Origin of the sequence: Cupriavidus sp. P-10 (genome assembly GCF_003402535.2) — a bacterium.
Taxonomy (GTDB): domain Bacteria; phylum Pseudomonadota; class Gammaproteobacteria; order Burkholderiales; family Burkholderiaceae; genus Cupriavidus.
The window spans coordinates 3,144,447-3,158,816 of sequence record NZ_AP025170.1; the positions used below are offsets into that span (position 1 = coordinate 3,144,447).

The following is a 14,370-nucleotide window of genomic DNA, read 5'->3' on the forward strand; positions in this document are numbered from 1 at the left end:
TGCGATCCGCCTACCCCGCAAAGAACAGGAAAGACATCATGATGAGCGCCGTACAGGCCCGCGAACTGTGGGCCAACTCCGAAGAAATCGTCTCGGCCGAGGAAGTCCAGGCATCGCTGGACCGCATGGCCGCCGAGATCACCGCCAAGATGGGCGATGCCTTCCCGCTGGTGCTGTCCGTGATGGGCGGCGCGGTGGTGTTCACCGGCATGCTGCTGCCCAAGCTGGCGTTCCCGCTGGAGTTCGACTACATCCACCTCTCGCGCTACAACAACAAGACCGTTGGCGGCGAGATGCAGTGGCGCGTGGCCCCGCGCGAATCGGTCAAGGACCGCGTGGTGCTGGTGCTGGACGACATCCTGGATGAAGGCGAAACCATGGCCGCAATCCGGCAGCGCATCATGGACATGGGCGCCAGGGAATTCCACGCCGCGGTGCTGTGCGAGAAGACGCTGACCAAGCTCAAGCCGATGCACCCGGACTTCTGTGGTTTTACCGTGCCGGATCGCTATGTGTTCGGGTGCGGGATGGATGCCAAGGGATACTGGCGGAACCTGGGCGCGATTCGGGCGATGATCTGATCTTGCTGCACTGACGATTGCTCCCCTCTCCCGCGCGCGGGAGAGGGGTTGGGGGAGAGGGCCGGCGCTTGCAAGAGCGACGGCCCTCGCTTCGTGGAGAATCCCGCCCTCTCCCCCTGCCCCTCTCCCGCAAGCGGGCCGCAAGCGGGCGAGGGGAGCAAAGCCATCGGTCAGCTTTGGTGCGACGCCAGGATCGGCCACAGGGAAGCCAGCAACAACACCGCCATCCCGATATTGAACGCCCGCAGCACCTTCGGCCGCGCCAGCCAGCGCCGCAGCGCCGAGCCACACAACGCCCACATCGCCACGCTGGGCAGGTTCACCACCCCGAAGATCCCGGCCAGCAGCAGCACGTTGAGCCACAGGTTGCCGTGCAGCACATAGGTGCTGCACGCGCCCACGGCCATCACCCACGCCTTGGGATTGACCCACTGGAACGCCGCCGCGGCCCAGAAGCCCATCGGCCGTGCCACCTGCTGGTCCTGCACGCCGCCAGCCGTGGCGAGCTTCCATGCCAGCCAGACCAGGTAGACAGTGGCCACCACGCGCAGCATCTGCCAGGTCCACGGGAAGGCGTGGAACAGCGACCCCAGCCCCAGCCCGACCAGCGCCACCATCAGCGCAAAGCCAATGCTGACGCCGAGCAGGTGCGGCACCGTGCGCAAGAACCCGAAGTTCACGCCGGAAGCCAGCAGCATCGTGTTATTCGGACCGGGGGTGATCGACGATACCAGCGCAAAGCCGGCAAAAGCGGCAAAGACACCGGTGCCGGCGGCGAGTTGGGATACTTCCATGACTGACTCCAGGGCGTTCAGGGAATCAGTCTACGGTCAGTCAGCGGTACAGTACCGGTACACTTTTTCAGCAAATTGCCAATACAGGATCGGCTGGGCATTCCACCGGCAAGGTCCCGATCGACGCGGTCATGCCTCGCTGCGATACGGCCGCTCGCGCAGCCACTTGGTCGCAATCCACTTTTCGCCTTCCGCGACCGGCAGGCCGGCGTGCAGCGTGCGCCCGTCCAGTGCGCCGTCGGGCAGCAGGTAGCTGAAGTAGACCGCGTTGCCCTTTACCGGCGCCACTTCCAGCCCGACGCGCGGGAACGCAGTGGCGCCGCCAGCCTCGGGCGTGTTCAGGTAGATCACAAGCGTGGCGATACGCTGGCCGCCTACGGTCAGCTGGCGGGCCTCGCCCGGCCGCTGCGGGTTGAAGTAGTCGAAGTGCGGCTGGTATTCGCCGCCGGGCTTGTAGTTGAGGATCTGCAGGCCTTCGCCGTGCTCGGCAGGCACGCCGGTGACCGCCGCGATGCGCGCCTCGATACGTTCGATCAGCGCATGCTCGCCCACCTGGAACATGGCGCCCATGCTGGTGCGGGCGTCGATCAGGTTCTCGTCGCCGGTGTCGGGATTGACCACCGGCGAGCGTGCCAGCCGGCCGCGCGACAGCGCCACCAGCGCGTCGCATTCGTCGGCGCTCAGCAATTGCTGGTACAGCCGGATCTGGGGCGAGGCGAGCCGGAACAGGATCGGCACCTGGCGATCGCCGCCGTCGGCCACGTAAGCCGTCGGGCGTGCAGCGGGGCCGGACGCGGCGCTTGCCACGGGCTTGGCCTGCGGGGCCGCAGCGCGTGCCGGCGCCTGCTTGTCCGGGTTGGCCGGCGCGATGTCGCCACCGAACGCCGCCGCCACGGCCCGGCGGGCAAAGGCGTCGTCATAGCCCGAACGCAGCATCGACAGCACCAGCGCATCGGCGCCGAAGCCCTGCGCGATATGCCGCGCCAGCCATTGCTCCAGCTCGGGCGAGGATTCGGTATAGCCGGTCTTGCCGGCCTTGCCGCCGGCAGCGGCTGCTTCGCGGATCATGACGGGTTGGCGACGCGGCGCGGCGAAAAAGGATTGCGCTCCGGTGGATCGGAGGGCAGCGCACGGGGGGCGCGCGCCGGCGCATTCTCCGGTTCGCCTGCGACAGTGACGGAAGCTTCGGAATACTGCCAGCGCTTCCACGCCGCCAGTACCGCATTGGGATATTCGGGGCGGCCGCGGCTGCCGTTGTAGCGGCCCAGCGCCAGATACAGATCGCCCTGCTCACGGTCCAGGTAGTGGCGCAGGATGGTGCAGCCGTAGCGCAGGTTGCTCTGCAGATGGAACAGCTTGCGCGGGTCGTTGTCGCCGATGGTGCGGACCCAGAACGGCATCACCTGCATCAGCCCGCGCGCGCCGGCCGAGCTGATCGCGTACTTGCGGAAATTGCTCTCGACCTGGACCAGGCCCAGCACCAGCGCTGGCTCCAGCCCGGCGCGCTTGGCCTCGTAGTAGGCGGTCTCGATCAATTCCACGCGCATATGCGGCTCAGGGATGCGCGAGGCCAGGCGCGAGGACATTTCGCCCAGCCATTTCAGGTAAGCCAGGCGCTCGCCGCCGGAAGCAAAGACCGGCCGCGTGGGCCGGTCGTCGGCAATCGCGGCGGCCAGCGCGCCGCGCACGGAATCGGCCAGGTCTTCTTCCTTCTGCGCGCCGGCATGCGCGGCCGCCGCGGCCAGCGCCAGCAGCAACCCGCCGGCAAGGCGGCGGGCGGCGGGCAGTGCGCGTGCGGCGCGCATCGGGCTCAGTTCGCCAGCTGGCTGCGCACGTGGCTGACCACGTCGGCCACACTGACGGGGGTGGCCTGTGCGTCACGCCGGGCCTGGTACTCGACCTTGCCTTCCTTCAGGCCGCGGTCGCCCACCACCACGCGGTGCGGCACGCCGATCAGTTCCCAGTCGGCGAACATCACGCCCGGGCGCTCGCCGCGGTTGTCGATGATGACGTCAACGCCGGCGGCCAGCAGTTCGGCGTGGATGCGGTCGGCCTCGGCCTTCACGGCTTCGGAGCGGTCGTAGCCCACCGGGCAGATCACCACCTCGAACGGCGCGATCGCGGCCGGCCAGATGATGCCGCGCTCGTCGAAATTCTGCTCGATCGCGGCGCCCAGGATGCGGGTGACGCCAATGCCGTAGCAGCCCATCTGCATCGGCTGGGTCTTGCCGTTCTCGTCCAGGAAGGTGGCGTTCATTGATTCCGAGTAACGCGTTCCCAGCATGAACACGTGGCCCACCTCGATGCCGCGGCAGATTTCCAGCTTGCCCTGGCCGTCCGGCGAGGCATCGCCCGCGACCACGTTGCGCAGGTCGGCGACGATCGGCTCGGGCAGGTCGCGGCCCCAGTTGACGCCGGTGAAGTGGTAGTCGCGGTAGTTGGCGCCGCAGACAAAGTCGCTCATGTTGGCGACGGTGCGGTCGGCCACCACCTTGACCGGCTTCTTCATGTCGATCGGACCGAGGTAGCCCGGGGGCGAGCCGAAGGCGTCGACGATCTCGTTCTCGGTGGCAAAGCGGAACTCGGCCAGCCCCGGCACCTTGGACGCCTTGACCTCGTTCAGCTCATGGTCGGCGCGGATCAGCAGCAGCCAGATCTGGGCGCCGGCTTCAGTGTCCGTGGCCAGCACGATCGACTTGACGTTGCGCTCCAGCGGAATGTTCAGGAATTCCGCCACCTGCTCGCACTTGACCTTCTCAGGCGTGAAGGTCTTGACCAGGTCTTCCTTCGGTGCGGCGCGCTCGGCCACCAGCGGCAGCGCCTCGGCGGCCTCCATGTTGGCGGCGTAGTCCGAGGTCGGGCAGTAGACGATGGCGTCTTCGCCGGTGTCGGCGATCACGTGGAATTCATGCGAGCCCGAGCCGCCGATGGCGCCGTTGTCGGCGGCCACGGCGCGGAATTCCAGCCCGAAGCGGCGGAAGATGCGCACATAGGCGTCGTACATGTTCTCGTACGACTTGCGCAGGCCGTCGGTGTCGCGGTCGAAGGAGTAGGCGTCCTTCATGGTGAACTCGCGCCCGCGCATGATGCCGAAGCGCGGCCGGCGCTCGTCGCGGAACTTGGTCTGGATCTGGTAGAAATTGAGCGGCAGCTGCTTGTAGCTGCGGATCTCGCTGCGGGCGATGTCGGTCACCACCTCTTCCGAGGTGGGCTGCACGGCGAAGTCGCGTTCGTGGCGATCCTTCAGGCGCAGCAGTTCGGGGCCCATCTTGTCCCAGCGGCCGGTCTCCTGCCACAGCTCGGCCGGCTGGATCACCGGCATGGCCAGCTCCACCGCGCCGGCGCGGTTCATTTCCTCGCGCACAATGTTCTCTACCTTGCGGATCACGCGCAGCCCGATCGGCATGTAGCTGTAGATGCCTGCGCCCAGCTTCTTGATCATGCCGGCGCGCATCATCAGTTTGTGCGACACGATTTCCGCGTCGGCGGGCGCTTCCTTGAGGGTGGAAATGAAGAATTGCGAGGCTTTCATCCGTAGCTTTCTCTCGAGGCCGCAACGCCGGCCCGGCCAATTCCGGGAGCGGCGGCACTGATTTGTCGCGCACGCGCCTGAAACTGCCCTTCTGCTCGGGGAAAACCACCATCCCCCCACAAGAGCCCAGCTGCGCGCTTCCTTTATAATCAGCGTAATTCTAAAGGATTCGAGGTGCAGTCATGCTCGATCGTGAAGGCTTTCGCCCGAACGTCGGCATCATCCTCCTCAACGCACGCAACGAGGTTTTCTGGGGCAAGCGAATCGGCGAACACTCCTGGCAGTTTCCGCAGGGTGGCATCAAGTACGGCGAGACGCCGGAACAGGCCATGTACCGCGAACTGCATGAGGAAACCGGCCTGCTTCCGGAGCACGTCAGGATCGTAGGTCGCACACGCGACTGGCTGCGTTACGAGGTGCCGGACAAGTTCATCCGCCGCGAAATCCGCGGCCATTACAGGGGCCAGAAACAAATCTGGTTCCTGCTCCGCATGGCGGGCAGGGACTGCGACATTCATCTTCGGGCAACCGACCATCCGGAGTTCGACGCCTGGCGCTGGAGCCACTACTGGGTGCCGCTGGATGCGGTGATCGAGTTCAAGCGCGATGTCTACCAGATGGCGCTGACGGAGTTGTCGCGCTTCCTGAACCGGCATCCGCGCGTGCCGCTCAGCCCCTATGGCACGCATGCGCACGGCCGCCATGGCGGCGTACATCGCGGCATTCCACCCGTGGTCGCCGGCCAGCCGGCAAATACTGCCGGTGCCGAAGTCGGCAACGCGGCAGCGCAAGAGACTGTTTCGCCGGCTGCGCCGGTTACCAACTCACGGAGTACTGATGACTAGTTGCACCGGCCCGGGCCGCCGCGGCGGCCTGACCGCTGCCGGATTGCTGCTTGCCGCCGCCACGCTGGCGCTGGCGGGCTGCAAGACCACCGGCAAGGAAATGGCGGAAGAAGAAAGTACCTGGCTCAATCCCTTCGCGCCCAAGACCTTCGAGGAAGCCAAGGCGATGCTGCCGGCGCCGCCGCAGGATGCCAACCTGGTGCCGTTCTCGGTATCCGGCACCGGAACGTTGTCGTTTGCTGTGGACAGCAAGTCGGTCTCGGTCGGCAAGGACAACGTGGTGCGCTACACCGTGGTCACCACCAGCCAGAGCGGCGCCCGCAACGTGACTTTCGAAGGCATGCGCTGCGATGCCTTCGAGCGCAAGCTCTACGCCACGCTGCCCAAGGGGGCCACCGAGTGGGTGCCCAACACCAGCGGCTACGGCGAGACCTGGCACCGCATGGAAGCCGGCGTGCGCAACGCCTATGCGGCCACGCTGGCCATCGAGTTCTTCTGCGAAGGCCGCACGGTGGCCGGCAAGCCGGAAGACATGGTGCGCGAACTGCAATCGCGGGCGCCCAGCCGGCGCTGAAGCGGGCGGCATCGGGATAAAAAAACGGCGGGACTGCCTGGCAGTTCCGCCGTTTTTCTTTGGCCGTTCCCGTAGCCGATCAGACCAGCACGAGGTTGTCGCGGTGGATCAGCTCGGGCTCGTTCAGGTGGCCGAGCACCGATTCGATCTCGGACGAAGGCTTGCGCGCGATCAGTCGCGCTTCCGCGCTGGAATAGTTGGTGATGCCGCGCGCCACTTCCTTGCCCTTCGGGTCGACGCAGGCGATCACCTCGCCGCGGGCGAATTCGCCCTGCACTTCCACCACGCCGATCGGCAGCAGCGACTTGCCGCCGCCGGTCAGCTTTTCGACCGCGCCGTTGTCGATCACCACGCGCCCGCGCAGCTGCAGGTGGTCGGCCATCCATTGCTTGCGCGCGGTCAGGCGGCCAGTCGGCGCCAGCAGCTGGGTGCCGATGCCCTCGCCCGCTGCCAGGCGCTCCAGCACGTTGGCCTCGCGCCCGGAGGCGATGGTGGTGTGCGCGCCGGACTTGGCGGCGCGCTTGGCCGCCAGGATCTTGGTCAGCATGCCGCCGCGCCCGATCGACGTGCCAGCGCCGCCGGCCATCGCTTCCAGCTCGGGCGTACCGGCCATGGCCTCGTCGACGAACTGAGCCGCCGGGTTCTTGCGCGGATCGGCGGTGTACAGGCCGCGCTGGTCGGTCAGGATCACCAGCGCGTCGCCCTCGATCAGGTTCGTCACCAGTGCGCCGAGCGTGTCGTTGTCGCCGAACTTGATTTCGTCGGTGACCACGGTGTCGTTCTCGTTGATGATCGGCACCACGCCGAGCGACAGCAGCGTCAGCAGCGTGGAACGCGCGTTCAGGTAGCGCTCGCGGTCGGCCAGGTCGGCGTGGGTCAGCAGCACTTGCGCGGTGCGGATGCCGTAGCGCGTGAACTGGCTCTCGTAGACCTGCGCCAGGCCCATCTGGCCGACGGCCGCAGCCGCCTGCAACTCGTGGATTTCCTTCGGCCGGCGCACCCAGCCCAGGCGCTGCATGCCTTCGGCGATGGCGCCGGAGCTGACCAGCACCACTTCCTTGCCCGCCACGCGCAGCCTGGCGATCTGCGATGCCCAGCGGGCGATGGCGTCGTAATCCAGTCCCTTGCCATCGTTGGTGACCAGGCTGGAGCCGACTTTGACGACGATGCGCTTTGCCTGCGCGATGACCGATTGCATGGCGGAATCCTGTCTCCGGAATTCGTTTCAGACCGTTGGTTTTGTTTATGCCTCGCGCTCGTCCTGGTCGACGTTATGCAGCCGATCGTCGAGCCGGATGTCCGGTTCGGCCAGCGCCGCGGCCTCTTCGGCCTTGATCGCCGCCAGATGGTCCTTGATCGCGTAGATCAGCTCGCGGCAACCTTCGCCGGTCAGCGCCGAGATCTGGAACACCGGACCCTTCCACTTGTAGCGCTTGAGGAAGTCCTTCACCTTCGTGGCGCGCTCTTCATCGGGCACCACGTCGAGCTTGTTCAGCACCAGCCAGCGCGGCTTGTCGTACAAGGTCTCGTCGTACTTCTTCAGCTCGTTGACGATGGCCTTGGCCTCGGCGACCGGGTCGACCGCCTCGTCGAACGGCGCCAGGTCGACAATATGCAGCAGCAGGCCGGTGCGCTGCAGGTGGCGCAGGAACTGGTGGCCCAGGCCCGCACCCTCGGCGGCGCCTTCGATCAGGCCGGGAATGTCGGCGACCACGAACGACTGCTCATGGTCCACGCGCACCACGCCCAGGTTGGGATGCAGCGTGGTGAACGGATAGTCCGCCACCTTGGGGCGCGCGTTGGAAATATGCGAAATAAACGTCGACTTGCCGGCATTGGGCATGCCCAGCAGACCGACGTCGGCCAGCACCTTCAGCTCGAGCCTGAGCATGCGGCGCTCGCCCGGCCTGCCGTCCACCTGCTGGCGCGGCGCGCGGTTGGTACTGGACTTGAAATGCAGGTTGCCCCAGCCGCCCATGCCGCCTTCGGCCAGGCACACGCGCTGGCCGTGCTCGGTCAGGTCGGCGATGACCTCGCCGCTGTCCATGTCGGTGATCAGCGTGCCGACCGGCATGCGCAGCGTGATGTCTTCGCCGGCCGCGCCGTAGCAGTCGGAGCCACGGCCGTTTTCGCCGTTCCTGGCCACGTGCTTTTTGGCGTAGCGGAAGTCGATCAGGGTATTGATATTGCGGTCCGCCTGCGCGAACACGCTGCCGCCCCGACCGCCGTCGCCACCATCCGGGCCGCCGAAGGGCACAAACTTCTCGCGCCGGAACGAGGCGCTGCCATTGCCGCCGTTGCCGGCGATGGCTTCGATTCGGGCTTCGTCGATGAACTTCATGATGGGTTTTCCGTGATGGATTGGCGGGTCCGCGGGACCGGCAGGCTCAGCGCGACGTGCGGCAAGACGCCGCATCATCCTGACTGGCCAAATGTTATTGTCGCCAGAAAAGAAAAAGCCCCGCAAGCGTTGCGGGGCCTTTCATCCTGCAAAGGCTGTTATCAGGCCGCCGGAACGACGCTGACTTGCTGCTTCTTGGCAGGGCCCTTGACGGCGAACTGCACGTGGCCGTCAACCAGGGCGAACAGCGTGTGGTCCTTGCCCACGCCGACGTTGTCGCCGGCATGCACGCGGGTACCGCGTTGGCGGATGATGATGCCGCCGGCGTTGATGGCCTGGCCACCAAACACCTTCACGCCCAGACGCTTCGATTCGGAATCACGGCCGTTCCGCGTGGAACCGCCGCCTTTTTTCTGTGCCATGTCTTACTCCTGTCGCTTTACCGGGTTACGCTCGATCGATCAGGCAACGATCGCTTCGATGCGCAGTTCGGTGTAATTCTGACGATGGCCCTGACGCTTCTGGTAGTGCTTGCGACGGCGCATCTTGAAGATCTTCACCTTGTCGTGACGACCTTGGGAGATAACGGTAGCTTTGACGGAAGCCCCGCTAACCAGCGGCGTACCAAACTTGATTTGGTCGCCGGCGCCCACTGCGAGCACCTGGTCGAGCGTGATTTCTGCGCCAATGTCTGCCGGTATCTGTTCTACTTTCAGTTTTTCGCCAGCAGCAACCTTGTATTGCTTGCCGCCGGTTTTTACGACCGCGTACATTGTCGAACCTCTCGGATGTGAATAAAACGCCGAATCCGCGCGATGCGGCCCCGGTTATCTCCCGCCGGCACTGACCCGCAAGGCGAGCGACTACCGGAGGAAACCGGGAATTGTAAACGAGATCAGGGAAAACCGCAAAGAAAACAGGCACATAGCCTGTGAGCGGCGCCACCGGCACAATCCGGCTGTCGCTGCGTCAGGTGAGATCGGCGAGGAGGAATCCCGCCAGTGCGGCAAACGCCACCCACCACGCGGTGCGGCGCAGCTGACGACGGGATACGGGCTTGTCCATGTCCGCATTATAGTGACGCCGGTCGCCGACGGGCTGCGCGCATACCCTGAGCCGCCGCCCGGCAAGAATGCGGGGCATGCGTAGAACGCCGCGTGCATCGCATATAATCGTCCGGTTTTGCGTAACGGTGATCATCTTGTCCCAGCCTTCCGCCACTGCCTTGCTTGCCCCGGTCGCTGCAGACATGCGCGCGGTTGATGCTGTCATCCGCCAGCGGCTGTCTTCAGAAGTCCCCCTGATCGAACAGATCGGTGAATACATCATCGGTGCCGGCGGCAAGCGCCTGCGCCCGGTGATCCTGCTGCTGACGGCGCGCGCGCTGGGCTATGACGGCAACCGGCACCACGAGCTGGCCGCCGTCGTGGAGTTCATCCACACCGCCACGCTGCTGCACGACGACGTCGTCGACGAATCCGAGCTGCGCCGCGGCCGCGACACCGCCAACGCGGTGTTCGGCAATGCCGCCAGCGTGCTGGTCGGCGACTTCCTCTACTCGCGCGCGTTCCAGATGATGGTCGATGCCGGCAGCATGCGCATCATGGAAATCCTGTCCAACGCGACCAACGTGATCGCCGAGGGCGAGGTGCTGCAACTGCTGAACATGCACGACCCCGAAGTCACCGTCGAGCGCTACCTGCAGGTGATCCGCTACAAGACCGCCAAGCTGTTCGAGGCCGCCGCCCAACTGGGCGCGGTGCTGGCCGGCGCCGAAGCACAGATGGAAGAAGCCGCCGCCGAATACGGCCGCCGCATCGGCACCGCCTTCCAGCTGATCGACGACATGCTGGACTACACCGCCAGCGCGGAGCAGATGGGCAAGAACGCCGGCGACGACCTGCGCGAAGGCAAACCCACCCTGCCGCTGCTGCACCTGCTGGAGCACGGCACCGCGGAGCAGCGCCAGCTGGCGCGCGACGCCATCGTGCAGGGCGGCACCGAGCACTTCGACGCGGTCTTCGCGGCGATCCACGCCAGCGGCGCGCTCGAGGTCACCTTCGAGGCCGCGCGCCAGGAAGCGGAAGCCGCCGAGCGGGCCGCACAGCAGTTCCCGGATTCCTCACTGAAGGAAACGCTGATCCAGCTCTGCGCGTTCTCGCTGCAACGGCAGTCTTAAGGGATTCTCCACCCCTCTTCCATTTCAGCAAAAACGCTGTTATAGTTATCTTCTTTGCTGCTGACGCCCAGCGCCGGTAGGCAAAAACAAATCGGGGTGTAGCTTAGCCTGGTAGAGCGCTACGTTCGGGACGTAGAGGCCGGAGGTTCGAATCCTCTCACCCCGACCAGATTTAAAAAGCCGAATCAACGAAAGTTGATTCGGCTTTTTGTCTTTCAGATCAGCAATTCCTCACGGCTATCCTGCCCCCGCGCAAGTAGGGTTGCGCCCGTGTCGCGCAAACGCCAACACGTCCCGCCGTCGCCTTTACAAAAAGTGACCCCAGCGGCAAACTGGCCCGATCCCAAGACGTGGAACCGTCTCGTCCATCCCTGGCGGGCGGCCACTGCCCAACCACTGCGCACCTGTCATGACACTCGGTCTTGCCCTGACCCAGAGCCGGCGTATCGCGCCCGCCCTGCTTGCTCAGCTGGAGCAGGCCGCCCGTGAAAAGCAGTCCCAGTTGATCGACGAGATCGTCGGCAGCGGCACCATGAGCGCGCACGACCTCGCGCTGTTCGCGGCGGACAAATACCAGCTGCCGCTGCTGGACCTGAACCAGTACAACCTGACCAAGGTGCCGCCGGGCCTGGCGGGCAACCGGGAATTCCATGCGCACCGCCTGCTGCCGCTGGGCCGGCGCGAGAACCGGCTGGTGCTGGCGATGTCCGATCCGTCCAACCAGGCCGGGCTGGACGCGATCAAGGAAAAGTACAAGCTGCCGGTCGAAGCGGTGGTGGTCGAGCACGACAAGCTGATGAAGCACGTGCGCTCCGCCGGCGAGGCGCTGGGCACACTGAAGAACATCTCGCCGGTGCAGACCGAGCGCAAGATGATCGAGTACGACCCGGTGGCGGCCGCCAGCGCGCAGCGCAACCGCACTGCCGCCGATGCCATCGATGACGCCCCCGTGGTGCGCTTCCTGCAGAAGCTGCTGACCGAAGCCTTCCACCGCGGCGCGTCCGACCTGCATTTCGAGCCGTTCGAGACCTTCTACCGGATCCGCTTCCGCGTGGACGGCGTGCTGCAGGAGGTGGCAAGGCCGCCGCTGGATATCCGCGACAAGATCGCCACGCGCATCAAGGTGCTGTCCCGGCTGGATATTTCTGAAAAGCGCGTGCCGCAGGACGGGCGCATGAAGCTGCTGATCGCGCTGCCCAAGGACAACAAGGACAGCAAGGACGCGAAGGATTCCAAGGACAAGGACGTCAAGGAAACGGTCGAGAAGGCCGTCGATTTCCGCGTCTCGACGCTGCCGACGCTGTTCGGCGAGAAGATCGTGATGCGGATCCTGGAATCGTCGAGCGACAAGCTCGACATCGACCAGCTCGGCTACGAACCGCAGCAGAAGGCGCTGCTGCTGGACGTGATCAAGCGCCCGTACGGCATGGTACTGGTGACAGGCCCCACCGGCAGCGGCAAGACGGTGTCGCTGTACACCTTCCTGAACCTGCTGAACCAGGGCGACATCAATATCTCGACCGCCGAGGATCCGGCTGAAATCCAGCTGCCCGGCATCAACCAGGTCAACGTCAACGACAAGGCCGGCCTCACCTTCGCCGCGGCGCTGCGCTCGTTCCTGCGGCAGGATCCGGACATCATCATGGTCGGCGAAATCCGTGACCTGGAAACCGCCGATATCTCGATCAAGGCCGCGCAGACCGGCCACCTGGTGCTGTCGACGCTGCACACCAACGACGCGCCCACCACGCTGACGCGGCTGATGAACATGGGCGTGGCGCCGTTCAACATCGCCTCCAGCGTGCTGATGATCACCGCGCAGCGGCTGGCGCGGCGGCTGTGCACCTGCAAGCGCCCCGGCGAGCTGCCGCGCGAGACGCTGCGGGATGCGGGCTTCCGCGAACAGGACCTGGACGGCAGCTGGCAGCCCTACCACCCGGTCGGTTGCGAGCGCTGCAACGGCAGCGGCTACAAAGGCCGCTGCGGCATTTACCAGGTCATGCCGATCACCGAGGCGATGCAGCAGATCATCCTGTCGCACGGCACCGCCCTGCAGATCGCCGAGCAGGCGCGCAAGGACGGCGTGCTATCGTTGCGCGAGGCTGGGCTGCTGAAGGTCAGGCAGGGCGTCACGTCACTCGAAGAGGTGCTGGCGACCACGAATACGTAGCAAGGCAGTCCAGTCACGACGCAAAACAACGTAAATACAAGACGTACCAGAAACGTCATTTACACCGGGGGTCAACAACATGGCGACGCGCGCACCAGCGGCGGGCGCCCGGACGGCAACACCGTCGCGGGCGAAATCAGGTAAGGGGCGCAAGGCCCCCACCCAGTACATCTTCGAATGGGAAGGCAAGGACCGCAAAGGCAAGACCTTCACCGGCGAGCTGCGCGCGGAGAGCCAGGCCGAGGTCACCGCCACGCTGCGCAAGCAGGGCCTGACCATCGTCAAGCTCAAGAAGCGCAAGGCCGCGCGCGGGCGCAAGATCACCGAGAAGGACATCGCCTATTTCACCCGGCAGCTGTCGACCATGCTGAAGGCGGGGATTCCGCTGCTGCAGTCGATCGACATCATCGCGCGCGGGCACGCCAATCCCAACTTCACCCAGCTACTCTCCGAGATCCGCTTCGATATCGAATCGGGCAGCAGCATGGCGGCGGCGTTCCGGCGACAGCCCAAGTACTTCGACACGCTCTACTGCAACCTGATCGATGCCGGCGAACAGGGCGGTATCCTGGATGCGCTGCTGGAGCGCCTGTCGCTCTACATGGAAAAGACCATCGCGCTGAAGGGCCAGATCAAGTCGGCGATGATCTACCCGATCGCGGTGCTGACCGTGGCCTTCGCCGTCACCGTGATCCTGATGCTGTTCGTGATCCCGGCGTTCAAGGGCGTGTTCTCCAGCTTCGGCGCCAACCTGCCCGCGCCGACGCTGCTGGTAATCGCCATCTCGGACTTTTTCGTGCAGTACTGGTACCTGGTCATCGGTGCGCCGGTGGCCGGCATCACGTTCTACCTGCGGGCGCGCAAGAAGTCAGAGAAAGTGCAGCGCTGGTCCGACCGCGCACTGCTGAAGCTGCCGATTTTCGGCAGCCTGTTCCGCAAGGCGGTGATCGCGCGCTGGACGCGTACGCTGGCGACCATGTTCGCCGCCGGTACGCCGCTGGTGGAATCGATGGAGTCGGTGGCGGGCGCCGCCGGCAACTGGGTCTACTACGACGCCACGCGCGAGATCGAACAATCGGTGCGCATCGGTACCAGCCTGACCAACGCCATGCAGGCCACCCACGTGTTCGACAACATGGTGCTGCAGATGACGCAGATCGGTGAAGAGTCCGGCGCGCTCGACAACATGCTGCTGAAGGTGGCCGAGTTCTACGAGCGCGAGGTCGACGACGCCGTGGCCGCCATCTCCAGCCTGATCGAGCCGATCATCATCGTGGTGCTGGGCGTGCTGATCGGCGGCATGGTGGTGGCGATGTACCTGCCGATCTTCAAGCTGGGACAGGTGGTGTAAGCG

The 14,370-nt window shown here is 65.4% G+C and carries 15 protein-coding genes and 1 tRNA gene; 7 read left to right on the forward strand and 9 right to left on the reverse strand.

Annotated elements, in window-relative coordinates; translation table 11 throughout:
* The first annotated feature begins 38 nt into the window (after positions 1–38).
* Positions 39–581: a hypoxanthine-guanine phosphoribosyltransferase gene (locus CTP10_RS14460; RefSeq protein WP_116318204.1), complete on the forward strand. Its 543-nt coding sequence runs from the start codon at positions 39–41 to the stop codon at positions 579–581.
* A gap of 170 nt (positions 582–751) precedes the next feature.
* Here CTP10_RS14460 and CTP10_RS14465 read toward each other — a convergent pair whose 3' ends face one another.
* From CTP10_RS14465 to CTP10_RS14480, 4 genes are all read right to left on the reverse strand, one after another.
* A complete protein-coding gene (locus CTP10_RS14465; RefSeq protein WP_116318205.1) occupies positions 752–1,375 on the reverse strand; it encodes a LysE family translocator in 624 nt (207 codons plus the stop codon).
* 129 nt (positions 1,376–1,504) lie between these two features.
* Positions 1,505–2,443 carry a 2OG-Fe(II) oxygenase gene (locus tag CTP10_RS14470; protein WP_116318206.1) on the reverse strand — a complete coding sequence of 313 codons (939 nt, stop codon included), beginning with the start codon at positions 2,441–2,443 and terminating at the stop codon, positions 1,505–1,507.
* Positions 2,440–3,180: a lytic transglycosylase domain-containing protein gene (locus tag CTP10_RS14475; protein ID WP_116318207.1), complete on the reverse strand. Its 741-nt coding sequence runs from the start codon at positions 3,178–3,180 to the stop codon at positions 2,440–2,442. The genes CTP10_RS14470 and CTP10_RS14475 overlap by 4 nt, the downstream gene beginning before the upstream one ends.
* 5 nt (positions 3,181–3,185) lie before the next feature.
* Positions 3,186–4,907, reverse strand: a complete 1,722-nt coding sequence (locus tag CTP10_RS14480; RefSeq protein WP_116318208.1) for a proline--tRNA ligase — start codon at positions 4,905–4,907, stop codon at positions 3,186–3,188.
* A gap of 182 nt (positions 4,908–5,089) precedes the next feature.
* Here CTP10_RS14480 and CTP10_RS14485 point away from each other — a divergent pair, with 182 nt between their 5' ends.
* On the forward strand, positions 5,090–5,752 hold the full coding sequence (locus CTP10_RS14485) for an RNA pyrophosphohydrolase (protein WP_116318209.1): 663 nt from the start codon (positions 5,090–5,092) through the stop codon (positions 5,750–5,752).
* Entirely contained in the window at positions 5,745–6,326 is a 582-nt protein-coding gene (locus tag CTP10_RS14490) for a CNP1-like family protein (protein ID WP_116318210.1), read from the forward strand. The genes CTP10_RS14485 and CTP10_RS14490 overlap by 8 nt, the downstream gene beginning before the upstream one ends.
* A 79-nt stretch (positions 6,327–6,405) precedes the next feature.
* On the opposite strand, the gene proB is transcribed toward CTP10_RS14490, so the two are convergent.
* From proB to CTP10_RS14515, 5 genes are all read right to left on the reverse strand, one after another.
* Positions 6,406–7,524: a glutamate 5-kinase gene (gene proB / locus CTP10_RS14495; RefSeq protein ID WP_116318211.1), complete on the reverse strand. Its 1,119-nt coding sequence runs from the start codon at positions 7,522–7,524 to the stop codon at positions 6,406–6,408.
* A 45-nt stretch (positions 7,525–7,569) separates the two neighbouring features.
* The gene (gene obgE, locus CTP10_RS14500) at positions 7,570–8,667 is read right to left on the reverse strand and encodes a GTPase ObgE (RefSeq protein ID WP_116318212.1); all 1,098 of its coding nucleotides are present in this window, start codon (positions 8,665–8,667) and stop codon (positions 7,570–7,572) included.
* A 161-nt stretch (positions 8,668–8,828) separates the two neighbouring features.
* Complete coding sequence (rpmA, locus tag CTP10_RS14505; protein ID WP_010814747.1) at positions 8,829–9,089, reverse strand: 50S ribosomal protein L27; 261 nt, start codon at positions 9,087–9,089, stop codon at positions 8,829–8,831.
* Between the two features lie 39 nt (positions 9,090–9,128).
* The gene (gene rplU, locus CTP10_RS14510; protein ID WP_006576525.1) at positions 9,129–9,440 is read right to left on the reverse strand and encodes a 50S ribosomal protein L21; all 312 of its coding nucleotides are present in this window, start codon (positions 9,438–9,440) and stop codon (positions 9,129–9,131) included.
* 196 nt (positions 9,441–9,636) lie between these two features.
* Entirely contained in the window at positions 9,637–9,867 is a 231-nt protein-coding gene (locus CTP10_RS14515; protein WP_147316191.1) for a hypothetical protein, read from the reverse strand.
* A gap of 49 nt (positions 9,868–9,916) precedes the next feature.
* Here CTP10_RS14515 and ispB point away from each other — a divergent pair, with 49 nt between their 5' ends.
* The 4 genes from ispB to CTP10_RS14535 all read left to right on the forward strand — a co-directional run bounded on the left by ispB (position 9,917) and on the right by CTP10_RS14535 (position 14,367).
* Entirely contained in the window at positions 9,917–10,846 is a 930-nt protein-coding gene (gene ispB / locus CTP10_RS14520) for an octaprenyl diphosphate synthase (protein WP_116318214.1), read from the forward strand.
* A 92-nt stretch (positions 10,847–10,938) separates the two neighbouring features.
* Positions 10,939–11,015, forward strand: a tRNA-Pro gene (locus CTP10_RS14525).
* Between the two features lie 240 nt (positions 11,016–11,255).
* Positions 11,256–13,016, forward strand: a complete 1,761-nt coding sequence (gene pilB / locus CTP10_RS14530) for a type IV-A pilus assembly ATPase PilB (protein ID WP_116318215.1) — start codon at positions 11,256–11,258, stop codon at positions 13,014–13,016.
* 79 nt (positions 13,017–13,095) lie between these two features.
* Entirely contained in the window at positions 13,096–14,367 is a 1,272-nt protein-coding gene (locus CTP10_RS14535) for a type II secretion system F family protein (RefSeq protein WP_116318216.1), read from the forward strand.
* Positions 14,368–14,370: the final 3 nt, after the last annotated feature.